This is a genomic window from Pseudomonas sp. GM17 (genome assembly GCF_000282175.2).
In the GTDB taxonomy this organism is placed as follows: Bacteria; Pseudomonadota; Gammaproteobacteria; order Pseudomonadales; family Pseudomonadaceae; genus Aquipseudomonas; species Aquipseudomonas chlororaphis.
The window spans coordinates 4,508,345-4,531,359 of record NZ_CP124732.1; the positions used below are offsets into that span (position 1 = coordinate 4,508,345).

Sequence of the window (23,015 nt, forward strand, 5' to 3'; positions counted from 1 at the left end):
CGAAATTTACGCAGATACCGATGCTAAGTCAATACCCTGCTTGAAGTTTTTCTGAAAAAGACAAAATCACGACAACGCCTGAAAAAGGAATCAACAACACCGACGACCTAAAGCCGTGCTCGTTGCGCCCTCCACACGCCATCAGTCGCGATAAATCATTTTTTTGCTCATACCGCCGTCGACCACGAACTCCTGACCAGTGACAAAACCGGAGTTCTTCGACAACAACCACGCCACCATCGCCGCCACATCCTCGACCGTCCCTACCCTGCCCGCCGGATGCTGGGCATGATCGGCATCGCTCAGAGGCTCGGCCCGACGCGCCGCCGGGTCCCGAGCGTCGATCCAGCCGGGGCTGACCGCATTGACCCGGATCTCCGGCCCCAGGCTCATGGCCAATGCATGGGTCAAGGCCAGCAGACCGCCCTTGCTCGCCGCATAGGCTTCAGTGTCCGGTTCCGATTGCCGGGCACGGGTAGATGCCAGGTTGACGATGGCTCCGCCATGAGCGCGCAGATATGGCGCACAGTGCTTGGCCAGGAGCATCGGACCGCTGAGGTTCACCGCCAGCACCCGATTCCAGTAAGCCAGGTCGAGGCTTTCCAGGGTGATGTTGCGCGGGTCAGCGACTGCTGCGTTACACACCAGCGCATCGAGGCGCCCGAACTGCCCCAGCACTTCGGCGACCCCCAGGGCGACCTGCGCTTCATCCGCCACATCCATGCCAATGAACCAGGCACTATCACCCAGGACCTTGGCCACCTGGGAGCCGCGTACACGATCCAGATCGGTCAGCACCACCTGCCAGCCTTCGCTGATCAACCAGGCAGCGATGCCCAGGCCGATACCGCGTGCCGCGCCAGTCACCAGCGCGACGCGGCCGTTGGCAATGCTCTGCTGTTCGGACAACTCGATCACAAGGCTGCCAACCCGCGCGCCAGGTCGGCTTGCAGGTCCACCACATCCTCAAGGCCGACAGCAATACGAATCAGGCTGTCACGAATGCCCGCCGCTTCACGTTCTTGCGGTGCCAGACGGCCGTGAGAGGTGGTGCTCGGATGAGTGATGGTGGTCTTGCTATCGCCCAGGTTGGCGGTAATGGAAATCAGGCGAGTAGCGTCGATAAAACGCCAGGCCCCGTCCTTGCCGCCCTTGACTTCAAAGCTCACCACCGCGCCGAAACCACGCTGCTGACGCTTGGCCAGCTCGTATTGCGGATGGCTTGGCAGACCGGCGTAATGCACCTTCTCGATGCCGTCCTGCTGCTCCAGCCATTCGGCCAGGGCCTGGGCATTGGCACAATGGGCACGCATACGCAGGTTGAGGGTTTCGAGACCCTTGAGGAAGATCCAGGCGTTGAACGGGCTCAGGGTCGGCCCCGCGGTACGCAGGAAACCCACCACTTCCTTCATTTGCTCGCTGCGGCCAGCCACCACACCGCCCATGCAACGACCCTGGCCGTCGATGAACTTGGTCGCCGAGTGCACCACCACGTCCGCGCCCAGCTTCAGCGGCTGCTGCAACGCTGGAGTACAGAAACAGTTGTCGACCACCAGCATTGCGCCCTTGGCGTGAGCGATTTCGGACAATGCAGCGATATCCACCAGCTCGGCGAGCGGGTTGGACGGCGATTCAACGAACAGCAACTTGGTATTGGCCTTGATCGCCGCATCCCAGCCGGACAGGTCCGCCAGGGGCACGTAATCGACCTCGATACCGAAGCGCTTGAAATACTTTTCGAACAGACTGATGGTCGAGCCAAACACACTGCGCGAAACCAATACATGGTCGCCCGCGCTGCACAAACTCATGACCACCGAGAGAATCGCCGCCATGCCGGTGGCCGTGGCCACAGCCTGCTCGGCGCCTTCCAGGGCGGCGATACGCTCTTCGAACGCCCGCACGGTCGGGTTGGTGTAGCGGGAATAGACATTGCCCGGCACCTCGCCGGCGAACCGCGCGGCCGCATCGGCGGCCGTGCGGAACACGTAGCTGGAGGTGAAGAACATCGGATCACCGTGCTCCCCTTCCGGGGTACGGTGTTGGCCGGCGCGCACGGCCAGGGTGTCGAAAGCTACGCCATCAAGGTCGCTGTCCAGCCGACCGGCATCCCAATCCTGACTCATGCCGCCTACTCCTTATGTCTTCTAATGCTCTAGATCAGTTGTTGTACAGATCGATGATCGCACTGACCGCCTGGGTCTTGGCCTTGGAGGCATCGTTACGTGCGTTTTCGATCTTGTTCAGGTAGGCCTCGTCGACGTCGCCAGTGACATATTTGCCGTCGAACACCGCGCAGTCGAAGTTCTCGATCTTGATCTTGCCGCCACCGACCGCCTCGATCAGATCAGGCAGATCCTGGTAGATCAGCCAGTCGGCGCCGATCAGATCAGCCACATCCTGAGTCGAACGATTGTGTGCGATCAGTTCGTGAGCGCTCGGCATGTCGATGCCGTACACGTTCGGGAAACGCACGGCAGGCGCCGCGGAGCAGAAGTAGACGTTCTTCGCGCCGGCTTCACGGGCCATCTGGATGATCTGCTTGCAGGTGGTGCCGCGAACGATCGAGTCATCCACCAGCATCACGTTCTTGCCGCGGAACTCCAGCTCGATGGCATTGAGTTTCTGGCGCACGGATTTTTTCCGCGCGGCCTGGCCCGGCATGATGAAGGTCCGGCCGATGTAGCGGTTCTTCACGAAGCCTTCGCGGAACTTGACGCCCAGGTGGTTCGCCAGCTCCAGCGCCGCGGTACGGCTGGTATCCGGAATCGGGATGACCACATCGATATCGTGATCCGGACGCTCGCGCAGGATCTTCTCGGCCAGCTTCTCGCCCATGCGCAGGCGCGCCTTGTACACCGACACGCCGTCGATGATCGAGTCCGGACGCGCCAGGTAGACATGTTCGAAAATGCACGGAGTCAGTTTCGGATTGGTCGCGCACTGACGGGTGTGCAGCTTGCCGTCTTCAGTGATGTAGACCGCTTCGCCCGGCGCCAGGTCGCGAATCAGGGTGAAGCCCAGCACATCCAGGGACACGCTTTCAGAGGCGATCATGTATTCGACGCCTTCGTCGGTGTGACGCTGACCGAAAACGATCGGGCGAATACCGTGAGGGTCGCGGAAGCCAACGATGCCATAACCGGTGACCATGGCGACTACCGCATAACCGCCAACGCAACGGTTGTGCACGTCGGTCACGGCGGCGAATACGTCTTCTTCGGTCGGTTGCAGCTTGCCGCGCTGGGCCAGCTCGTGAGCGAAGACGTTGAGCAGGACTTCCGAATCGGAATTGGTGTTGACGTGGCGCAAGTCAGACTCGTAGATCTCCTTGGCCAGCTGTTCAACATTGGTCAGGTTACCGTTATGCGCCAGTGTGATGCCGTAAGGCGAGTTGACGTAAAACGGTTGAGCTTCGGCCGAAGTCGAGCTGCCAGCGGTCGGATACCGCACATGGCCGATCCCCATGTGACCGACCAGGCGCTGCATGTGCCGTTGATGGAAAACGTCACGGACCAGGCCGTTGTCCTTGCGCAGGAATAACCGGCCATCATGGCTGGTCACGATACCGGCAGCGTCCTGGCCGCGGTGCTGGAGGACGGTTAGCGCGTCATACAGCGCCTGATTGACGTTCGACTTACCGACGATACCGACGATGCCACACATGCGACGCAACCCCTACTTAATGAAACTGAACTGAACACATCTTACTGAGGCGTTTTGGCCGGTAAGAGTTGTTCCTTGAACGGTATTTCAGCGGGTACGCTGATACCGCTGGCCAGCCACTGACTGCTCCACCCCAATATGAGGTTTTTTGACCAGTCTGCAACCAATAGAAATTGTGGCACCAGTCGCGACTGCTGCCACCAGGAATCCTGTTGTACCGGCCCCAGGCTCAACAGCCCGACGGCCACGACCACCAGCAATGCGCCACGCGCCGCGCCGAAGGCCATGCCGAGGAATCGATCGGTCCCGGATAGCCCGGTGACGCGAACCAATTCGCCGATAAGATAATTGATCATTGCGCCCACGATTAAAGTGGCGACAAACATGATGGCACAGCCCGCGATCACGCGAGCCGAGGGAGTCTCGATGTATCCGCTGAGGTATTCGGACAGAGAGCCACCAAACATCCAGGCAACGACTCCTGCGACGATCCAGGTAAGCAGCGACAGCGCTTCTTTGACGAAGCCGCGACTCAAACTGATCAAAGCGGAGATGGCGATGATTGCAACGATCGCCCAGTCAACCCAGGTAAATGGCACAGTGCAGCCTACAGACGGATAAGGCGGCGCATTTTAACAGAGCGCATGGCCGTCGGTAAGCTGCGATTCACTGTGCTTTGCAAATCAAGGCGATAGCCTTAACCGCGCTCAGGCTGGAAGCGCACGACAAAACCCTTGAGGTTCTGCTGACGGCTCAGCAAATCGCGCAGGCGGTCTGCCTCGGCCCGCTCGATCAATGGACCAACGAATACCCGGTTCTTGCCATCGGCGGAACGGATATAAGCGTTGTACCCCTGGCTGCGCAGGGTTTTCTGCAGGTTCTCGGCGCTTTCCCGACTGGACAGGCTGGCCAGTTGCACCGACCAACTGACCGACAGGCCGTTTGCATCGACACGGCTTGGGGTCGCATCGGGCTTGGCTGGCGCTGCGGCAATCGGCTGGGCTGGAGCCGGCTTGGGGGCTGGCGCCGGAGGTGGAGCCACGGGCTTGCTCGCGGCGACTGGCGGTGCCACCGGGACTGGAGCCGGAGCAACCGGAGCGCTTGGCGCAATCGGCATCGAAGGCGCGGCCTGCTGGGCCACTTCTGCATCGCTGGGTACCGGCTCCTGTGGCAGCGCCTGCGGCTCTGGCACCACCACAGGCTCGACTTGCACCTGGGTTACAGCAGGCGCCTGAGGCACTGCTGGCGCCTCGACATTGATATGCCGCTGCTCATCTTCGCGGGAAAACAGCATCGGCAGGAAAATCACCGCCAACGCCACCAGAACCAAGGCCCCAACCATTCGCTGCTTGTAGACGTTATCCAGCATAGCCATGTGCAGCTTCCTCCGTGGAGCGCCGAGCGAGCCACTCGAGCGCCTCGGCAACACAATAAAAAGATCCGAACAGCAGAATCTCGTCTTCGCCCGTAGCCTGCGCACACTGCCCTTCCAAGGCTGCGGCGACACTTTCATAAGACGCTACCGAAGCCCCAAGGTTCTGCAGTGCCGCCTGCAAGTCCGCAACGGGACGCGCACGGACAGAATCCAGCGGCGCCACCGCCCAATGCTCGACACAGGCATCCAGGCGGGCAACCACGCCCTCCAGGTCCTTGTCCGCCAACAGGCCGAATACCGCCAAGCGCTTGCCCGCCACTGGTCGGCGCATCAGGCGCTCGGCCAGATACTCCGCGGCATGGGGGTTGTGCCCGACATCCAGCAACAGGTTCAGGCGCTTGCCCTGCCATTCGAACTGACGGCGATCCAGGCGCCCGACCACTCGCGTCTGCTGCAAGGCTTCGGCGATGCGTTCGGCCTGCCAAGGCAGCCCCAGCAACAAATAGGCCTGCAAGGCCAGCGCGGCGTTCTCCATGGGCAGATCGAGCAGCGGCAAGTCGCGCAGCTCGACAGCATTGCCCCGCGCATCGAGACCCCGCCACTGCCAGTTCGCCTCGGTGATCCCCAGGTCGAAATCACGACCGCGCAGGAAGAACGGGCAGTTCAATTCACGCGCCTTATCCAGCAGGGGCTGAGGGGGATTCAGGTCACCGCAGAGTGCAGGCGCGCCCTGGCGGAAAACCCCGGCCTTCTCGAAGGCCACAGACTCACGGGTGTCACCCAGATAATCGGCATGGTCGACGCCGATACTGGTGACCAGCGCCAGATCCGCATCCACCAGGTTGACCGCATCCAGGCGCCCACCCAGGCCGACTTCCAGCACCACGGCATCGAGACCGGCCCGCTGGAACAGCCAGAAGGCCGCCAGGGTACCCATCTCGAAATAGGTCAGGGAAATTTCACCGCGCCCGGCTTCGACCGCGACAAAGGCCTCGCACAGCTCGGCATCGCTGGCTTCGACGCCATCGATCTGCACGCGCTCGTTGTAGCGCAACAGATGGGGGGAATTGTAGACACCGACCTTCAGCCCCTGGGCTCGCAGCAAGGACGCCACGAACGCGCAGGTAGAACCCTTGCCGTTGGTACCGGTCACCGTGACGACCCGAGGCGCCAGCCTGCCCAATCCCATGCGGGACGCTACTTCTTGCGAGCGCTCCAGCCCCATGTCGATGGCTGACGGATGCAACTGCTCAAGGTAGGCAAGCCAGTCGCCAAGGGTACGCTCGGTCATATGTTTGCAGGCACCGGTGGCACCACGATCGCCTCGACAGGCGCGGCCACGAACTCAGGCGTCGGCAAGCCCATCAGTTGAGCCAGCAGGTTACCCAGGCGCGGACGCAGCTCCTGGCGCGGGATAATCATGTCGATAGCGCCATGCTCCAGCAGGAACTCGCTACGCTGGAAACCTTCCGGCAGTTTTTCACGCACGGTCTGCTCGATCACGCGAGGACCGGCGAAACCGACCAGGGCCTTGGGTTCGGCGACAATCACGTCACCCAGCATCGCCAGGCTGGCGGAAACGCCACCGTAGACCGGGTCGGTCAACACGGAAATGAATGGCAGGCCTTCTTCACGCAGACGCGCCAGCACCGCGGAGGTCTTGGCCATCTGCATCAGGGAGATCAGCGCTTCCTGCATCCGCGCACCGCCGGAAGCGGAGAAGCAGACCATCGGGCAACGCTTTTCCAGCGCGTAGTTGGCAGCACGCACAAAACGCTCGCCAACGATGGCGCCCATGGAGCCGCCCATGAAGGAGAACTCGAACGCCGATACCACCACCGGCATCCCCAGCAGGGTACCGCTCATGGAAATCAGCGCGTCCTTTTCACCGGTCTGCTTCTGGGCCGCGGTCAGGCGATCCTTGTACTTCTTGCCGTCGCGGAATTTCAGACGGTCTACCGGCTCCAGGTCGGCGCCCAGTTCGGCACGGCCTTCAGCGTCGAGGAAAATGTCGATACGGGCGCGAGCACCGATACGCATGTGGTGGTTGCACTTGGGGCAGACGTCCAGGGTCTTTTCCAGCTCCGGACGATACAGCACCGCCTCGCAGGACGGACACTTGTGCCACAGACCTTCAGGCACCGAGCTTTTCTTCACCTCGGAACGCATGATCGAAGGGATCAGTTTGTCTACTAACCAGTTGCTCATGCTTTCTTTCTCCAGTACCGGCGGCCCGAACGCTCTGGTTCGCGGCCCCGCGTATGCCCTTGAGCTAAATTCATGTGTGCGGCGATGATCTGTTCGCTACCGCGGTCAGCGCGAGCTTGACCTGCCTGTACCGAACGGCTCCTCAGCCATCCCGACAACCCCCGGATAGAGCGGCTGCCACTTCGATTTACGGCCCGCCCAGCGACGGTGCCGGCCTGTTTTGTACAGTGGTGTTATGGACGGCGGCAGACTGCCAGCCGTCACATCGACTAACAGCTGCCGCGAACGGCCTGCATAAATGCGCGAATCTTTGCGTGATCCTTGATGCCCTTGCTCTGCTCCACCCCGCCACTGACATCCACGGCGTACGGGCGAACCTGCGCTATCGCCTGGCCGACATTCTCGGCAGTCAAGCCACCGGCCAGGATAATCGCCTTGCTCAAGCCTTGCGGTACCAGTGACCAATCGAAGGCTTCGCCAGTTCCACCCGGCACGCCCTCGACGTAGGTATCGAGCAGGATGCCGCTGGCCCGCGCATAAGCCGCGCAACGGCTGGCAATATCGTCGCCGGCCTTGACCCGCAGCGCCTTGATGTAGGGCCGGTGATAGCCCTCGCAGTCCGCCGGTGTTTCATCGCCGTGAAACTGCAACAGGTCCAGCGGCACCGCATCGAGGATCTCGCCCAGCTCGCAGCGGCTGGCATTGACGAACAGGCCCACGGTGGTCACGAACGGCGGCAGCGCGGCAACGATCGCCCGCGCCTGCTGGACGTTCACCGCCCGCGGACTCTTGGCGTAGAACACCAACCCGATGGCATCCGCCCCGGCCTCGACCGCCGCCAACGCATCCTCAATGCGGGTAATCCCACAAATTTTGCTGCGAACGGCTGACATGTCGTTTAAACCTCAGGGCAAATCCGGGGAAAGTCCCGGATGGTAGCAAATGCTTTTCCGGGCGTCAGCCGTCAAGTTCCGAGAAGCCGGTGAGGAAATGTGGCCCGATGTATCGCTCGGGCAGCTCGAACTCATCGTGATACTCGACCTGCACCAGATACAGTCCGAAAGGATGCGCCGTCACCCCGCCCGTGCGGCGAATCCGGCTCTCCAGCACTTCCCTGGCCCACTCGACCGGACGCTCGCCCGCGCCGATGGTCATCAGCACTCCGGCGATATTGCGCACCATGTGATGCAGGAACGCGCTGGCACGGATATCCAGGACAATCATCTTGCCGTGCCGGGTGACCCGCAGATGGTGGATTTCCTTGATCGGCGACTTGGCCTGGCACTGCCCTGCACGGAATGCACTGAAATCATGGGTGCCCACCAGATGTTGGGCAGCCTCGGCCATCCGCTCGACATCCAGCGGGCGATGATTCCAGGTGATCTCCTCGTTCAAGTGCGCCGGACGGATCTGGTCGTTGTAGATCACGTAGCGATAGCGGCGGGCAATCGCCTTGAACCGCGCATGAAAATGCGCCGGCATGACCTTGGCCCAGCTCACGCTGATGTCGTGGGGCAGGTTGATATTGGCCCCCATCACCCACGCCTTCATCGACCGCTCGGCCTGGGTATCGAAGTGCACCACCTGCCCGCAGGCGTGCACGCCGGCGTCGGTACGCCCAGCGCAAGACAGCAGCACCGGCGAGTCCGCCACCCGGGACAACGCCTTCTCGAGGGTTTCCTGGACACTCGGGACACCGGAAGCCTGACGCTGCCAGCCGCGATAACGCGAACCCTTGTATTCGACACCCAACGCGATTCTGAAAAAGCCTGCGGCCGCCATTTCGGCGGCCGCGTTATCTATATTTGCCAAGAACTTACAGCCTGCTGATATGCGCAAAGGCGGCCATTATAAGGCGCGCGCAAGCAGACGCCATGCGCGACCCGCTTTTAGTTGATGTTTGCCCACTAAGCGCCAGCGAGCGTAAACAGGATTGCGTGAAAACCAGGACAAACGCTATATAGATGAATATATAGCGAAAACCATAAATCCACTCGACCGGGACCTGAGACCAATGACCGCCATCAACAAGGAGGCCGTGGGCCTCGCCTACAGCCTGCAAGGCATGCTCCACGCCAAGCGCAAGACCTGGGAAGCCATTGCGCAGATAGCCGCGCACATCCAGCCAGGCATGCTCGAATCCCAGGCTCGCGCCTTGGGGCTGGAGGTGCTTGCGGAATTGGGCATGGACCGGATCTGGCACCCGGCGCTGGTGCGCTTTGGCGAAAACACCCTGAAGACCTTCAAGCAACGCTCCGAAGGCGATCCGATACTGGGCGACAACGACATCTTCTTTATCGACCTGGGGGTGGTCTGGGACCGCCACGAAGGCGATTGCGGCACCACCTTCGTCACCGGCAACGATCCCGAGATGCAAGCCTGTGCCACGGCGGCCCAAACCCTGTTCGAACGGGTTCGTGATCACTGGAGTGAGCACAAGGTGGCCGGCCCTGCCCTGTATCGCTATGCCGAAGAACAGGCGAGCGCCATGGGCTGGGTGCTGAACCTGGAGATCAAGGGGCACCGGGTCAGCGACTTCCCCCATGCCATTTATCGAGCGGGTGACCTGGGCACCTTCGACGCATGCCCCAACGTTGGCCTGTGGATTCTGGAAATCCAGATCGCCCACCCTACCCGGCCGTTCGGCGCCTTCTACGAAGACCTGCTGGCCTAACCGCGCAAGCGCTGCCATGGGCCCAGAAACAAAAACGGCAGCCTCGATGGCTGCCGTTTTTTTGCTGCTAGCGTCGACTCAGGCCAGACGCGCGAGCATTTCCCTGGCTTCGCTTTTCTGACCGTCGTTACCTTCGCTGATGACTTCGCCGAGAATATCCCGCGCGCCATCGTTATCGCCCATGTCGATGTAGGCCTGGGCCAGATCGAGCTTGGTCGCCACTTCATCGGCGCCGGAAAGGAAATCGAAATCCCCTTCGTCGGCACTGCCCGCGGCGTCTTCCGCGGTAAAGGTCGGCTCGGCCAGGTCCGGCTGCTCGAGGCTCTGCGACAAGCGATCCAGCTCGGCATTGACATCGTCCAGCTCGGAAGCGAAAGCATCCTTGGCAGCGGGCTGCGCATCCATCTCGTCAGCCAGGGACAAGTCGAAGTCCGCTGGCAGCTCAAGATCGTCGAGCGCGGCTTCGGTCACCGTAGGCACTTCGGCAGCCGGCAGATCCTTCAGGTCGTCATCCAGGCTGAGCAGGAAGTCCTCATCGGCTTGCGCCGCGGCAGGAAGATCCTCACCCAGATCCAGGTCGAAATCCGACAGATCGTCCAGGCTTTCCTTGGCTTCGGTTTGCTGCTGCAGCACCGACTCGAAGCTCAGGTCGTCATCCAGCGGGAAGTCGTCCAGCTCGGGCTCAACTTGAGCAGGAACAGCCGGAGCAACCGGCGACGCCGCAGAGGCGGCCTCCAGATCGTCCAGGCTCAGATCGAAGTCGGTATCCAGGTCGTCGACAACCGGTGCCGGCGCTGGCTCCTGCGGCTCGTCGAGCAACAGTTCCTTGACGTACTGAGCATCCAGCGCCGCCGCCACGGCTGCTGCGCCGAGACCCGCGGCCGCCACAGCAGCCATTGCCGGGAAGCGACTTTTCAGCTGTTCGACTTCAGCGTAATTCTTGCCATTGGCCACCAGCTGACGCTCCTGGGCCACAAAGGCGCTGCGATCGCCCTGATGACCGTAGACCTCCATCAGCTTCAAGCGCAACTCGCTACGCTGCGGCTCCAGCTTGACGGCCTCCTCCAGGATCGCCGCCGCCTGGTTCAGGCGACCGCCATCGATATGGGACTGGGCCTGATCCAGCACATCGGCCGGGTGCTCGACTGCAGCAGCTACCGGCGCCGCGTCCACCACAGGCGCCACGACCGGAGCTGGAGCTGGAGCTGGAGCTGGAGCTGGAGCGAGCTTGACGCTCGGCGGCGGAACTTCAAGGCCTTCGAAGCTGCTTTCCGGCAGATCCAGATCCTTGGACAGCTCAGATTCTTCGGACAGGGCGCGAGCCATGCGCAGATGCTTTTCCGCCTCCTGCTGAGCCTTGCGACGGCGAGCCAGCAACAGCAGCAACAACAGCACCAGCACTGCCCCGCCGCCCGCCAGCCCCAGGAGGATTGGATTGGTCAGCAGGTCGTTGAATGCGTCCTCATTGGACGCCGGTGTTTGCGCCTGGGCCGGTTCCGCTTCAGCCGGGGCCTCGCCCGACGCTGCCGCAGGATCGGTCACTGGCGCCGCCGGGGTCGCAGGCTGCTCGGCCAGTTGTGCCGGCATGGCCGCGGTCGGTTGTGCTGGCGCCACGGCACCCGCCCCTTGCGCCTGCAATTTGGCCAACTGGTCGTTCTTCAATTCGATCAGGCGTTGCAGCTTGTCCAACTGGCTTTGCAGGTCCGTCAGACGGCTTTTCAGCTCGGCGTTGTCACGCCGGGCCGTATCGAGGCTTTCCTGAGTCACCGCCAGCTTGTTGCTCAGTGCCTGGCTGTCGCCAGCCGCACCCTTGCCCCGCGCCTTGCCGGACTCGGCAGACACCAGGCTCAGATTATCCTTGGCCGCGCCTTGTGCAGGCGCCTTGTCCGCGCCCGCACGCCGGGTGCCATCCAGTTGCTGCTGAGCGCCACGCGGCGCCAGGCGGCGCCCCTGACGCCACGCCGTATTCTGCGCGGCGACCTCGGCGATCGCTTGCGGCTGCGGCAGGCTGGTGCTCTGCACGGCATCGGGCAGGCGCAATACCTGCCCGGTCTTCAGCCGGTTGATGTTGCCGTCGATAAAGGCATCCGGATTCAGCGCCTGGATGGCCAGCATGGTTTGCTGGACCGAACCGCCATTGCGGGCCTTGGCCGCAATCTCCCAGAGGGTATCGCGGGCCGAGGTGGTGTATTGAGCAGGCTTGCCGGCACCGGTGACCGGCGCGGCAACCGCTGGAGTTTGTGCCGCGGATTGCGCGGCCGCTTCAGCGGTTTGCGGGGAAAACTTGGAAGGGTCGAGCAGGACGCTGTAGTCGCGCAGCAGACGGCCATTGGGCCACATCACCTGCACCAGGAACTTGACCATCGGCTCGGAGAGCGGCTGGCTCGATGTGACCCGCAGCACGCTCTTGCCGCTGGCATTGAGCACCGGCGTAAAGCTCAGGTCATTGAGAAAGGCCTGGCGATCGACGCCCGCCTTGGCGAAATCTTCAGGCGAGGCCAGGCTCGGCACCACCTCGGCGGCGGTGAGATCCTTGACGTCCAGCAACTCGATTTCTGCAACCAGTGGCTGGTTCAGAGTCGACTTCAGGGTCAGCTCCCCGAGCCCAAGCGCCTGCGCCATACCGGAGGACAGCGCCGACGCGGCCGCTATTGCTAACACCAGTTTGCGAACTTGAACCATAGCCTCATCCTTTGTTTGAACATTCCTCGGCCAGCGAGAAGGTGTTGTAGCGCTGCCGTAAGGCATTGCGTGCGGCCTGAAGGGCCGCTTCGCGCGATATATGTCTGCATGCCTTGGAAGCCCGCGACAGCAGCTCACCTCCAGCAACCAGCCAAGCATAGCGCCCAGCTAGAATCATTCTGCAAATTGTTGCCAAGTATCTTTTACAGAAGGTCTTTTATCAACAACTCAGCCAGCTGCACGGCGTTGAGCGCAGCCCCTTTGCGTACGTTATCTGACGTCAGCCAGAGATTAAGTTCCGCCGGGTCGTCGATCCCCGCGCGCACCCGACCAACGTAGACCACATCCTGCCCCACCGCATCGCCCACCGCGGTCGGGTAGTCGCCCGCCTCCACCAACTCGATGCCGGGCGCCGCTTCGAGCGCGGCATTGACCGCATCCAGGTCGATCGCCGTGGCTGACTGCAGAGTCACGCTATAGCTATCGCCAAAAAACACCGGGGCTTGAACACAAGTGACAGAAATCTTTAATAAAGGCTGCGCCAGCACCTCGCGCAACTCCCGGACCAGGCGTTTTTCCAACAAGGTGTGACCTTGCTCGTCGGGCGTGCCGACCTGTGCCAACAGGTTGAATGCCATCTGCCGGTCGAAGAATCGCGGCTCCAACGGACGCGCATTGAGCAGTTCGGCGGTCTGCCGCGCCAGCTCGGTTACCGCTTCACGGCCCTGGGTGGACACCGCGAGGCTGGCGGTCAGGTTGACCCGCTGGATCTCGAACAGGGCCTGCAACGGCGCCAGGACCACCGCCAGCGACGTGGCTGCGGCGCTGGGGCTGCTCAGTTGAACGGGCTTTTCCAGGCCGCTCAGCACCCGCTCGTTGGCTTCCGGCACCAGATTCGGTGCCTGGGCCGAAGGCAATGCGCCCGACAGGTCGATCACCGCGCAATTGGCCGCCGTCGCCCGAGGGGCGAAGCTCAGTGTCACCGCAGGGCCGGCAGCGAAAAACGCCAGCTGCACCTTGCTGAAATCGAACTCGTCGACCTCACGCACGCGCACATTTTTTCCACGAAACGGCACCGAGTGCCCCGCCGACTCGCTGCTGGCCAACAGGTGCAGGTTGGCGATCGGAAAATCGCGCTCTTCGAGAATCTGGACGAGGGTTTCGCCGACAGTACCGGTGGCACCGATCACGGCGATATCGAAGGACTGGTTCATGGTGCTACCTCTGGCGGAACGGGGGAGCGGCACTTTACCCGGCGCTTGGGGGCGAGGCAATTTATCAGATCTGGCACATCAGACTTTTCGCAAACATGCTCATAGCCAGCAATCAGAGCTGCTCCGATATGAAAAAAGCCCGCGCCTCTTGCAAGGCGCGGGCTCTTTCAACGCATCACAGCATCAACGCTCGAGCAGGATCCGCAGCATGCGGCGCAGCGGTTCGGCGGCGCCCCACAGCAGTTGGTCGCCGACGGTGAACGCGCCGAGGAACTGCGAGCCCATGTTCAGCTTGCGCAGACGGCCCACCGGGATGTTCAGGGTGCCGGTGACCTTGGTCGGGCTCAGCTCCTGCATGCTGATGTCGCGCTGGTTCGGTACCAGCTTGACCCAAGGGTTGTGCTGGCTGATCAACCCTTCGATATCGGCGATCGGCACGTCCTTGTTCAGCTTGATGGTCAGCGCCTGGCTGTGGCAGCGCATGGCGCCAATCCGCACGCAGATGCCGTCGACCGGGATCGGGCTCTTGAAGCGACCGAGGATTTTGTTGGTCTCGGCCTGGGCCTTCCACTCTTCGCGGCTCTGGCCGTTCGGCAGTTCCTTGTCGATCCACGGGATCAGGCTGCCGGCCAGCGGCACACCGAAGTTCTCGGTCGGGTAGGCATCGCTGCGCATGGCTTCGGCGACCTTGCGGTCGATGTCGAGAATGGCGCTGGCCGGATTGGCCAGGTCATCCGCCACGGCGGCGTGGGTCGCCCCCATCTGCTTGATCAGTTCGCGCATGTTCTGCGCGCCGGCACCGGAGGCCGCCTGATAGGTCATGGCGCTCATCCACTCCACCAGACCGGCTTCGAACAGGCCGCCCAGGCCCATCAGCATCAAGCTGACGGTGCAGTTGCCGCCGATGTAGTTCTTGGTGCCGGAGTCCAACTGCTGGTCGATGACCTTGCGGTTCACCGGGTCGAGGATGATCACCGCATCGTCCTGCATGCGCAGGCTGGAAGCGGCATCGATCCAGTAGCCCTGCCAGCCGGCTTCGCGCAGCTTGGGGAAGACTTCGCTGGTGTAGTCGCCACCCTGGCAGGTCAGAATCACGTCGAGGGTCTTCAGCTCTTCAATGCTGTAAGCGTCCTTGAGCGGAGCAATGTCCTTGCCCACGGACGGGCCTTGGCCACCGACATTGGAAGTGGTGAAAAACACCGGCTCGATAAGATCGAAGTCTTGCTCTTCCAGCATCCGCTGCATGAGCACGGAACCGACCATACCGCGCCAACCGATCAGACCTACACGTTTCATCGCAACTACACCTATACAAAAGTGGGCCACCGTCTGAGCGGTGGGCCCGAAAGATTACAGATTCCGCAGCGCGGCGACTACTGCATCGCCCATTTCCTGCGTACCCACCTTGGTGCAACCGGCCGACCAGATGTCGCCGGTGCGCAATCCCCGGTCCAGTACCAGGCTCACGGCCTGCTCGATGGCATCCGCCGCGTCGTTCAGGTTGAAGCTGTAACGCAGCATCATCGACACCGACAGAATGGTCGCCAGCGGGTTGGCTATGCCCTGCCCGGCGATGTCCGGCGCCGAACCGTGGCATGGCTCGTACATGCCCTTGTTGTTGGCATCCAGCGACGCCGACGGCAGCATGCCGATGGAACCGGTGAGCATCGACGCTTCGTCGGAAAGGATGTCGCCGAACATGTTGTCGGTGACCATCACGTCGAACTGCTTCGGCGCACGCACCAACTGCATGGCGGCGTTGTCGACGTACATGTGGCTCAGTTCGACATCCGGGTAATCCTTGGCCACCTGCTCGACCACTTCGCGCCACAGCTGGCTGGACGCCAGGACGTTGGCCTTGTCCACCGAGCAGAGCTTCTTGCCGCGCACACGGGCCATGTCGAAGCCGACCCGGGCGATGCGGCGGATTTCACTCTCGCTGTACGGCAGGGTGTCGTAGGACTGACGCTCGCCGTTTTCCAGCTCGCGGGTGCCACGTGGCGCGCCGAAGTAGATGCCGCCGGTCAGCTCGCGAACGATGAGGATGTCCAGGCCGGACACGATTTCCGGCTTGAGGCTGGAAGCATCGGCCAGTTGCGGATAAAGGATCGCCGGACGCAGGTTGCCGAACAGGCCCAACTGCGCGCGAATTTTCAGCAGGCCGCGCTCAGGGCGGATATCGCGCTCGATCTTGTCCCATTTCGGGCCGCCCACGGCGCCCAGCAGGACCGCGTCGGCAGCCCGCGCACGATCCAGGGTCTCGTCGGCCAGCGGCACGCCGTGCTTGTCGATGGCCGCGCCGCCGATCACGTCATGGCTCAGCTCGAAGCCCAGGCTGTACTTGTCGTTGGCCAGTTCCAGCACCTTGACCGCCTCGGCCATGATTTCCGGGCCGATACCGTCGCCTGGGAGAATCAGAATCTGCTTGCTCATGCTTTCCTCATTTGCTCTGTCGGTGTGCTGGTTGGCACGCCCGGAAAAATGCTGTTGCCTGGCCTGCGGCGTCCGCTCCCCCGTAGAGAACGAAGCGCTGGCCCGAATATCAAGCCGTCATGGCTTTTTTGGGCGGTTGCGGCGAGCAAAAAGCTCGCTCCTACAGGTTTTGTGTCCTCTCCTGCCGGAGCGAGCTGGCTCGCCATCAATGCATCACTTTAACGCCGATCAGGCGTCGCGAAACAACCACGGCTGGCTGGCACGATGCTTGGCCTCGAAGGCGGCAATCGCGTCGCCGTCCTGCAAGGTCAGGCCGATATCGTCCAGGCCGTTGAGCAGGCAGTGCTTGCGGAACGCATCGATCTCGAATTTCAACACCTTGCCATCGGGACGGGTCACGGTCTGGGCCTGCAGATCGATCTGCAACTGGTAGCCCGGATTGGCCTCGACCTGCTGGAACAACTCATCGACTTCAGCATCGCTGAGGATGATCGGCAGCAAGCCGTTCTTGAAGCTGTTGTTGAAGAAGATGTCAGCGTAGCTCGGGGCAATGATGCTGCGAAAACCATATTCTTCCAACGCCCAAGGCGCGTGCTCACGGCTGGAGCCGCAGCCGAAGTTTTCCCGGGCCAGCAATACACTGGCGCCCTGGTAGCGCTCGGCGTTGAGCACGAAATCCTTGTTCAACGGACGCTTGGAGTTGTCCTGGTACGGCTGGCCGACATCCAGGTAGCGCCACTCGTCGAACAGGTTCGGGCCGAAGCCGGTGCGTTTGATCGACTTGAGGAACTGCTTGGGAATGATCTGATCGGTGTCGACGTTGGCACGATCCAAAGGCGCGACAAGACCGGTGTGCTGGGTGAAAGCTTTCATGCTGCGCTCCTTAGATCAATTCACGGACGTCGACGAAACGACCGTTGACGGCGGCGGCCGCGGCCATGGCCGGGCTGACCAGGTGAGTACGGCCACCGGCGCCCTGGCGACCTTCGAAGTTGCGGTTCGAGGTCGAAGCGCAATGCTCGCCGGACTCCAAACGGTCCGGGTTCATCGCCAGGCACATCGAGCAGCCCGGCTCGCGCCATTCGAAGCCCGCTTCGAGGAAGATCTTATCCAGGCCTTCCGACTCCGCCTGGGCCTTCACCAGGCCCGAACCCGGGACCACGATCGCCTGCTTGATGGTCGAAGCCACCTTGCGGCCCTTGGCGATGACCGCCGCGGCGCGCAGGTCTTCGATCCGCGAGTTGGTGCAGGAACCGATGAATACCCGGTCCAGCTGGATGTCGGTGATCGCCTGGTTGGCGGTCAAACCCATGTATTTCAAGGCACGGACGATGGAGTCGCGCTTGACCAGGTCCATTTCCTTGGCCGGGTCCGGCACGTTCTGATCGACCGCCAACACCATCTCGGGCGAAGTGCCCCAGCTGACTTGCGGCTTGATCTGCGCGGCATCCAGCTCGACCACGGTGTCGAACTTGGCATCGGCGTCGGACACCAGGTCCTTCCAGGCTTCGACGGCGAGGTCCCATTCCGCGCCCTTGGGGGCGAATGGACGACCCTTGACGTATTCCACGGTCTTTTCGTCCGCGGCCACCAGGCCTACACGGGCGCCGGCTTCGATGGACATGTTGCAGATGGTCATGCGGCCTTCGACGGACAGGTCGCGAATCGCGCTGCCGGCGAACTCGATGGCATGGCCGTTGCCGCCAGCGGTGCCGATCTTGCCGATCACGGCCAGGACGATGTCCTTGGCGGTCACGCCAAATGGCAACTTGCCCTCGACCCGCACCAGCATGTTTTTCATTTTCTTGGCGACCAGGCACTGGGTGGCGAGCACATGCTCGACCTCGGAGGTACCGATACCATGCGCCAGGGCGCCAAAGGCACCGTGGGTCGAGGTGTGGGAGTCGCCGCAGACCACGGTCATGCCGGGCAAAGTGGCGCCCTGCTCCGGGCCGATGACGTGAACGATGCCCTGACGCACGTCGCTCATCTTGAATTCGACGATGCCGTATTCGTCACAGTTGTCGTCGAGGGTCTGAACCTGCAAACGCGAGACCTGGTCGGCGATGGCGCTGATGCCGCCCTTGCGCTCCGGCGTGGTCGGTACGTTGTGGTCCGGGGTCGCGATGTTGGCATCGATGCGCCAAGGCTTGCGCCCGGCCAGACGCAGGCCTTCGAAGGCTTGCGGCGAGGTCACTTCGTGGATGATGTGACGATCGATATAGATCAGCGCCGAGCCATCGTCGCGCTGCTTGACCAAATGCGAATCCCAGAGCTTGTCGTAGAGCGTTTTGCCGGCCATCAGACGGTTCCTCATCATTTTCTATGCCGCGGGTCTCTGACACCGGTCAATAACCCCTTGGCTTGTGAGGCTGATGCTATGGCGTTAGATTAAATAACTCAAATTCATATTTTTTATACTTTGGATAACCTACTGGAATACGACCATGGACCTGGCCAACCTCAATGCCTTTATCGCGATTGCCGAAACCGGCAGCTTCTCTGGAGCCGGCGAGCGCCTGCACCTGACCCAGCCGGCCATCAGCAAGCGCATCGCCGGCCTTGAGCAACAGCTCAATGTCCGGCTGTTCGATCGCCTGGGCCGCGAAGTGGGCCTGACCGAGGCCGGACGCGCCCTGCTGCCGCGGGCTTATCAGATCCTCAACGTGCTGGACGACACCCGCCGGGCGCTGACCAACCTGACCGGCGAAGTCAGCGGCCGCCTGATCCTGGCGACCAGCCACCATATCGGTCTGCACCGCCTGCCGCCCCTGCTGCGCGCCTTTACCCGCCGATACCCGGAAGTGGCCCTGGACATCCAGTTTCTCGACTCGGAAGTGGCCTATGAAGAGATCCTCCATGGTCGCGCCGAGCTGGCGGTGATCACCCTGGCCCCCGAGCCCCATACGCTGGTCAAGGCCACGCCGGTGTGGAACGACCCGCTGGACTTCGTCGCCGCCCCCGAGCATCCGCTGGTGAGCAACGGCACGGTCAGCCTGGCCGATATCGCCCTGCATCCGGCGGTATTTCCTGGCGGCAACACCTTCACTCACCATATTGTCCAGCGCCTGTTCGAGGCCCAGGGCCTGACACCGAACATCGCCATGAGCACTAACTATCTGGAAACCATCAAGATGATGGTGTCCATCGGCCTGGCCTGGAGCGTACTGCCGCGCACCATGCTCGACGATCAGGTGGCGCGCATTCCTTTACCGGGCATACAGCTCACTCGCCAGCTAGGCTATATCCTGCATACCGAACGGACGCTGTCGAATGCTGCGCGGGCTTTCATGGCCTTACTGGATGCACAAGTCGATTGGCCAGGGACCAAGGCGTAAGCGTCCCGGCATGACTTATGCCACCTCTTTGCTTGCCTGAACCTGCGCCTAACGCTCTTTTCAGCCCAAGGCCCGCTGCTCATGCCAAAACCCGCTGACCGTCTACCGCCCATGCCGCGCGTTCACGCGCTCGACCCGAAACAGTCGGAGCAAAGCTGGGAGAGCGCCCCGCAGTTGCTTGCCGCACTCAATGGCGCACGGCTGGGCGCCTGGTACTGGGACATCGAAAGCGGGCAAATCAGCTGGTCGCGGGGCACCCAGGCGCTGTTTGGCTTCGATCCGCGCCAGCCGCTGCCCAAAGACCTGGAATACCTCGACCTGCTGCCCGAGGAAGACCGCGCCAAAACCATTCGCGCCTTCCATTCGGTGCTGGCCGGCGCGCCGCTGGAACAGGCGATGCATCACCGCATCCGCTGGCCCGACGGCAGCCTGCACTGGCTGGAAATCAATGGCAGCGTGCTGCCGGACAAACATGGCAAGCCCCGAATGATCGGGGTGATTCGCGAAATCACCCACCAACGCCAGCGGGAACAAGCCCTCAGCAGTTCGGAAAAACGCTTTGCCACGCTGTTTCACCTGTGCCCGAACATGGTGCTGCTGACCCGCCTGGAAGACGGCCTGATCAGCGAAGCCAACCAGTACTTCGAAAGCCTCTTCGGCTGGCCGGTGCAGCATGTCATCGGCCGCACCACCCTCGAACTGGGCCTGTGGGTCGACCCGGAACAACGCGCGCAAATGGTCAAGGCGGTACAAAAGCGCGGCCAGGCCGCCACCCTCGAGGTGCAACTGCGCGCCAGCAACGGGCAGATTCACGACGGTATTCTCAGTGCCCAGAAAGTCGAGCTGGAAGGCCAGGCCTACCTGCTCAGCACCTTTCTCGACACCAGCGAACGCAAGCTCGCCGAACAGGCCCTCAAGGACAGCCAGGAGCGCCTCGACCTGGCGCTGGACTCGGCCCAGCTCGGCACCTGGGACTGGCACATTCCCAGCGGCATGCTCTACGGCTCGGCCCGCGCCGCGCAGTTGCACGGCCTGGAGCCGATGCCGTTCCATGAGTCCTTCGATGCATTTTTCGAGGGCGTGCCCGACGAAGAGCGCAACAGTATGCGCGATGCCTACCGCAGCCTGCGCGAAGGCCCGGCCGGCAATTATCAACTGACCTACCGCGTGCAACTGGCCGATGGCTCGTCACGCTTTCTGGAAAGCCGCGCCCGCCTCTACCGCGATGAGCAGGGCCATCCGCTGCGCATGGCCGGGACCTTGCTGGACATTACCGAACAGGTCGAGCGCGAGCAGCGCCTGGCGACGTCCGAGGAAAAGTTCGCCAGCCTGTTCCAGGTCAGCCCGGACCCGATCTGCGTCACGCTCCAGGAAACCGGGCAGTTCATCGAGATCAACTCCAGTTTCACCCAGACCTTCGGCTGGACCGCCGACGAAGTGCTCAACCGCAGCGCCGACGAAATCGGTCTCTGGGACGACTCCGCCCAGCGCCTGCAACGGGTCGAACAGGTAATCCGCGAACAGGCGCTGAACAACGTCGCGGTGGTGGTCCGGCACAAGGACGGGCACCCCCTGGCCTGCATCATTTCCAGCCGGCAGATCACCGTCGACAAACAGCCGTGCATTGTCACCACGCTGCGCGACATCACCCAGCAACAACGCTCCGAGGCCGCGCTCAAGGCCAGCGAAGAGAAGTTCGCCAAGGCGTTCCACTCCAGCCCCGACGCCATCACCATCACCGAACGCGACACCGGGCGCTACCTGGAGGTCAACGACGGCTTCTGCCGGCTGACCGGCTACCGCGCCGAAGAAGTGATCGGCCGCACCGTGTATCAGGTCGGTATCTGGGCCGAGGAAAAACAGCGCTCGATCCTGCTCGCCGAGCTGCAGCTCAAAGGTCGGGTCAATCACCTGGAAATGCTCGGCCGCAACAAGCGTGGCGATATCCTGACAGTCGAGGCCTCGATCGAACCCATTACCCTCAATGAAACCCCCTGCCTGCTGTTCACCGCGCGGGACGTCAGCCTGCTGAAAAATGCCCAGGCGCAGATTCGCCACCTGGCCTACCACGACCCGCTGACTAACCTGCCCAACCGCGCGCTGTTGATGGACCGCCTGAGCCAGCAGATCGCCCTGCTCAAGCGCCACAACCTGCGCGGCGCCCTGCTGTTTCTCGACCTGGACCATTTCAAGCACATCAACGATTCCCTCGGCCATCCGGTGGGCGACACCGTGCTGAAGATCGTCACCGCGCGGCTCGAAGCCAGCGTGCGCATGGAAGACACCGTGGCACGCCTGGGCGGCGATGAGTTCGTGGTCCTGCTCAGCGGCCTGGAAGGCAGCCGCAGCGAAGTCAGCGAGCAGGTGCGTGAACTGGCCGATACCCTGCGCGAGCTGCTCTCCGAACCGATGTTCCTCGATGGCCAGCGCCTGCAGGTGACCCCCAGCATCGGCGTGGCGCTGATTCCCGATCATGGCTCGACCCCCACCGACCTGCTCAAGCGCGCCGACATCGCGCTGTACCGGGCCAAGGACTCCGGGCGCAACACCACCCAGATGTTCCACAACACCATGCAGAAAGCCGCCAGCGAGCGCATGCGCATGGAAACCGACCTGCGCCTGGCCCTGTCCCGGGGCGAGTTCAGCCTGCATTTCCAGCCCCAGGTCGATGCCCGCGACAACCGCATCGTCGGCGCCGAGGCCCTGGTGCGCTGGCACCACCCCGAACTGGGGGCGCAATCGCCCACCGAGTTCATCAAGGTCCTGGAAGACAGCGGCCTGATCCTCGAGGTCGGCACCTGGATTCTCGACGAAGCCTGCCAGGCCTTCAGCCAGCTGATCGCCGAAGGCCTGGTGGACCCGTTCGACTTCAGCCTGTGCGTGAACATCAGCCCGCGACAGTTCCGCCAGAACGACTTCGTCGAGCGTATAGAGCACAGCCTGAGCCATTACCAGCTGCCGCCTTCGCTGCTGAAGCTGGAGATCACCGAAGGCATCGTGATCCAGAACCTGGAAGACACCATCGGCAAGATGCGTCGCCTGAAAAAACTCGGCGTGAGTTTCGCCATGGACGACTTCGGCACCGGTTATTCGTCGCTGACCTACCTCAAGCGCTTGCCGGTGGATGCGCTGAAGATCGATCAGTCCTTCGTCCGCGATGCGACCCACGACCCCAACGACGCGGAGATCGTGCGCGCCATCGTCGCCATGGCCCGCAGCCTGGACCTGAAGGTGATCGCCGAAGGCGTGGAAACCGCGGAGCAGCTCGAGTTCCTGCAAGGCCTGGGCTGCCACTTGTATCAGGGTTACCTGCACAGCCGACCGCTGCCGCTGGAGGGTTTGAAAGCCCTGCTGGTCTGAGCGGGCGACATGCAATCGCCGGCCTGACAGATCAACGGGGGAGCAATTGCCAGTGTTTGGCACAA

18 protein-coding genes are annotated in these 23,015 nt (G+C 62.4%); 3 read left to right on the top strand and 15 right to left on the bottom strand.

All coding sequences use genetic code 11. The features are described from left to right. Positions 1 to 141 precede the first annotated feature (141 nt). The 9 genes from PMI20_RS20180 to truA form a co-directional block, all read right to left on the bottom strand. The gene (locus tag PMI20_RS20180) at positions 142 to 909 is read right to left on the bottom strand and encodes an SDR family oxidoreductase (RefSeq protein ID WP_219733791.1); all 768 of its coding nucleotides are present in this window, start codon (positions 907 to 909) and stop codon (positions 142 to 144) included. 5 nt (positions 910 to 914) lie between these two features. Then, positions 915 to 2,126, bottom strand: coding sequence for an O-succinylhomoserine sulfhydrylase (locus tag PMI20_RS20185; RefSeq protein WP_007921971.1), 1,212 nt, complete (start codon positions 2,124 to 2,126; stop codon positions 915 to 917). Positions 2,127 to 2,160: 34 nt separating this feature from the next. Further along, on the bottom strand, positions 2,161 to 3,666 hold the full coding sequence (gene purF, locus PMI20_RS20190; protein ID WP_007921973.1) for an amidophosphoribosyltransferase: 1,506 nt from the start codon (positions 3,664 to 3,666) through the stop codon (positions 2,161 to 2,163). 41 nt (positions 3,667 to 3,707) lie between these two features. Next, the gene (locus tag PMI20_RS20195) at positions 3,708 to 4,265 is read right to left on the bottom strand and encodes a CvpA family protein (RefSeq protein ID WP_007921975.1); all 558 of its coding nucleotides are present in this window, start codon (positions 4,263 to 4,265) and stop codon (positions 3,708 to 3,710) included. Positions 4,266 to 4,363: 98 nt separating this feature from the next. Beyond that, complete coding sequence (locus tag PMI20_RS20200; protein WP_007921977.1) at positions 4,364 to 5,041, bottom strand: SPOR domain-containing protein; 678 nt, start codon at positions 5,039 to 5,041, stop codon at positions 4,364 to 4,366. Next, entirely contained in the window at positions 5,025 to 6,332 is a 1,308-nt protein-coding gene (folC, locus tag PMI20_RS20205) for a bifunctional tetrahydrofolate synthase/dihydrofolate synthase (RefSeq protein ID WP_007921979.1), read from the bottom strand. Before folC ends, PMI20_RS20200 begins: the two co-directional genes overlap by 17 nt. Beyond that, positions 6,329 to 7,249, bottom strand: a complete 921-nt coding sequence (gene accD / locus PMI20_RS20210; protein WP_007921980.1) for an acetyl-CoA carboxylase, carboxyltransferase subunit beta — start codon at positions 7,247 to 7,249, stop codon at positions 6,329 to 6,331. The genes folC and accD overlap by 4 nt, the downstream gene beginning before the upstream one ends. Positions 7,250 to 7,518: 269 nt before the next feature. Next, on the bottom strand, positions 7,519 to 8,142 hold the full coding sequence (locus PMI20_RS20215) for a phosphoribosylanthranilate isomerase (protein WP_007921982.1): 624 nt from the start codon (positions 8,140 to 8,142) through the stop codon (positions 7,519 to 7,521). Between the two features lie 64 nt (positions 8,143 to 8,206). Further along, positions 8,207 to 9,031, bottom strand: coding sequence for a tRNA pseudouridine(38-40) synthase TruA (gene truA, locus PMI20_RS20220; protein WP_016704910.1), 825 nt, complete (start codon positions 9,029 to 9,031; stop codon positions 8,207 to 8,209). Between the two features lie 232 nt (positions 9,032 to 9,263). Between truA and PMI20_RS20225 the strand changes: the two genes are divergently transcribed. Continuing rightward, entirely contained in the window at positions 9,264 to 9,923 is a 660-nt protein-coding gene (locus PMI20_RS20225; RefSeq protein WP_007921984.1) for a M24 family metallopeptidase, read from the top strand. Between the two features lie 78 nt (positions 9,924 to 10,001). On the opposite strand, the gene PMI20_RS20230 is transcribed toward PMI20_RS20225, so the two are convergent. The 6 genes from PMI20_RS20230 to leuC form a co-directional block, all read right to left on the bottom strand. Next, the gene (locus PMI20_RS20230; RefSeq protein ID WP_007921985.1) at positions 10,002 to 12,605 is read right to left on the bottom strand and encodes a motility hub landmark protein FimV; all 2,604 of its coding nucleotides are present in this window, start codon (positions 12,603 to 12,605) and stop codon (positions 10,002 to 10,004) included. A gap of 203 nt (positions 12,606 to 12,808) precedes the next feature. Further along, the gene (locus PMI20_RS20235) at positions 12,809 to 13,819 is read right to left on the bottom strand and encodes an aspartate-semialdehyde dehydrogenase (RefSeq protein ID WP_007921986.1); all 1,011 of its coding nucleotides are present in this window, start codon (positions 13,817 to 13,819) and stop codon (positions 12,809 to 12,811) included. A gap of 183 nt (positions 13,820 to 14,002) precedes the next feature. Next, on the bottom strand, positions 14,003 to 15,115 hold the full coding sequence (gene asd, locus PMI20_RS20240) for an aspartate-semialdehyde dehydrogenase (protein ID WP_007921989.1): 1,113 nt from the start codon (positions 15,113 to 15,115) through the stop codon (positions 14,003 to 14,005). A 54-nt stretch (positions 15,116 to 15,169) separates the two neighbouring features. After that, entirely contained in the window at positions 15,170 to 16,252 is a 1,083-nt protein-coding gene (gene leuB / locus PMI20_RS20245) for a 3-isopropylmalate dehydrogenase (RefSeq protein ID WP_007921991.1), read from the bottom strand. A gap of 228 nt (positions 16,253 to 16,480) precedes the next feature. Beyond that, entirely contained in the window at positions 16,481 to 17,125 is a 645-nt protein-coding gene (leuD, locus tag PMI20_RS20250; protein ID WP_007921993.1) for a 3-isopropylmalate dehydratase small subunit, read from the bottom strand. Positions 17,126 to 17,135: 10 nt separating this feature from the next. Further along, positions 17,136 to 18,554: a 3-isopropylmalate dehydratase large subunit gene (gene leuC, locus PMI20_RS20255; RefSeq protein ID WP_007921995.1), complete on the bottom strand. Its 1,419-nt coding sequence runs from the start codon at positions 18,552 to 18,554 to the stop codon at positions 17,136 to 17,138. 145 nt (positions 18,555 to 18,699) lie between these two features. On the opposite strand from leuC, the gene PMI20_RS20260 reads away from it, so the two are divergent. Next, on the top strand, positions 18,700 to 19,590 hold the full coding sequence (locus PMI20_RS20260) for a LysR family transcriptional regulator (protein ID WP_007921997.1): 891 nt from the start codon (positions 18,700 to 18,702) through the stop codon (positions 19,588 to 19,590). Positions 19,591 to 19,671: 81 nt separating this feature from the next. Next, positions 19,672 to 22,950 (top strand): sensor domain-containing protein, encoded by a 3,279-nt coding sequence (locus PMI20_RS20265; RefSeq protein WP_007921999.1) that lies wholly within the window; start codon positions 19,672 to 19,674, stop codon positions 22,948 to 22,950. Positions 22,951 to 23,015: the final 65 nt, after the last annotated feature.

Bases quoted from the DNA above. Each gene is read 5' to 3' on its own strand.
- PMI20_RS20225 (WP_007921984.1), top strand. From the start codon at position 9,264: ATGACCGCCATCAACAAGGAGGCCGTGGGCCTCGCCTACAGCCTGCAA.
- PMI20_RS20230 (WP_007921985.1), bottom strand. From the start codon at position 12,605: ATGGTTCAAGTTCGCAAACTGGTGTTAGCAATAGCGGCCGCGTCGGCG.
- accD (WP_007921980.1), bottom strand. From the start codon at position 7,249: ATGAGCAACTGGTTAGTAGACAAACTGATCCCTTCGATCATGCGTTCC.
- folC (WP_007921979.1), bottom strand. From the start codon at position 6,332: ATGACCGAGCGTACCCTTGGCGACTGGCTTGCCTACCTTGAGCAGTTG.
- truA (WP_016704910.1), bottom strand. From the start codon at position 9,031: ATGGCGGCCGCAGGCTTTTTCAGAATCGCGTTGGGTGTCGAATACAAG.
- PMI20_RS20200 (WP_007921977.1), bottom strand. From the start codon at position 5,041: ATGGCTATGCTGGATAACGTCTACAAGCAGCGAATGGTTGGGGCCTTG.
- purF (WP_007921973.1), bottom strand. From the start codon at position 3,666: ATGTGTGGCATCGTCGGTATCGTCGGTAAGTCGAACGTCAATCAGGCG.
- PMI20_RS20215 (WP_007921982.1), bottom strand. From the start codon at position 8,142: ATGTCAGCCGTTCGCAGCAAAATTTGTGGGATTACCCGCATTGAGGAT.
- PMI20_RS20185 (WP_007921971.1), bottom strand. From the start codon at position 2,126: ATGAGTCAGGATTGGGATGCCGGTCGGCTGGACAGCGACCTTGATGGC.
- leuC (WP_007921995.1), bottom strand. From the start codon at position 18,554: ATGGCCGGCAAAACGCTCTACGACAAGCTCTGGGATTCGCATTTGGTC.
- asd (WP_007921989.1), bottom strand. From the start codon at position 15,115: ATGAAACGTGTAGGTCTGATCGGTTGGCGCGGTATGGTCGGTTCCGTG.
- leuD (WP_007921993.1), bottom strand. From the start codon at position 17,125: ATGAAAGCTTTCACCCAGCACACCGGTCTTGTCGCGCCTTTGGATCGT.
- PMI20_RS20235 (WP_007921986.1), bottom strand. From the start codon at position 13,819: ATGAACCAGTCCTTCGATATCGCCGTGATCGGTGCCACCGGTACTGTC.
- PMI20_RS20260 (WP_007921997.1), top strand. From the start codon at position 18,700: ATGGACCTGGCCAACCTCAATGCCTTTATCGCGATTGCCGAAACCGGC.
- PMI20_RS20265 (WP_007921999.1), top strand. From the start codon at position 19,672: ATGCCAAAACCCGCTGACCGTCTACCGCCCATGCCGCGCGTTCACGCG.
- leuB (WP_007921991.1), bottom strand. From the start codon at position 16,252: ATGAGCAAGCAGATTCTGATTCTCCCAGGCGACGGTATCGGCCCGGAA.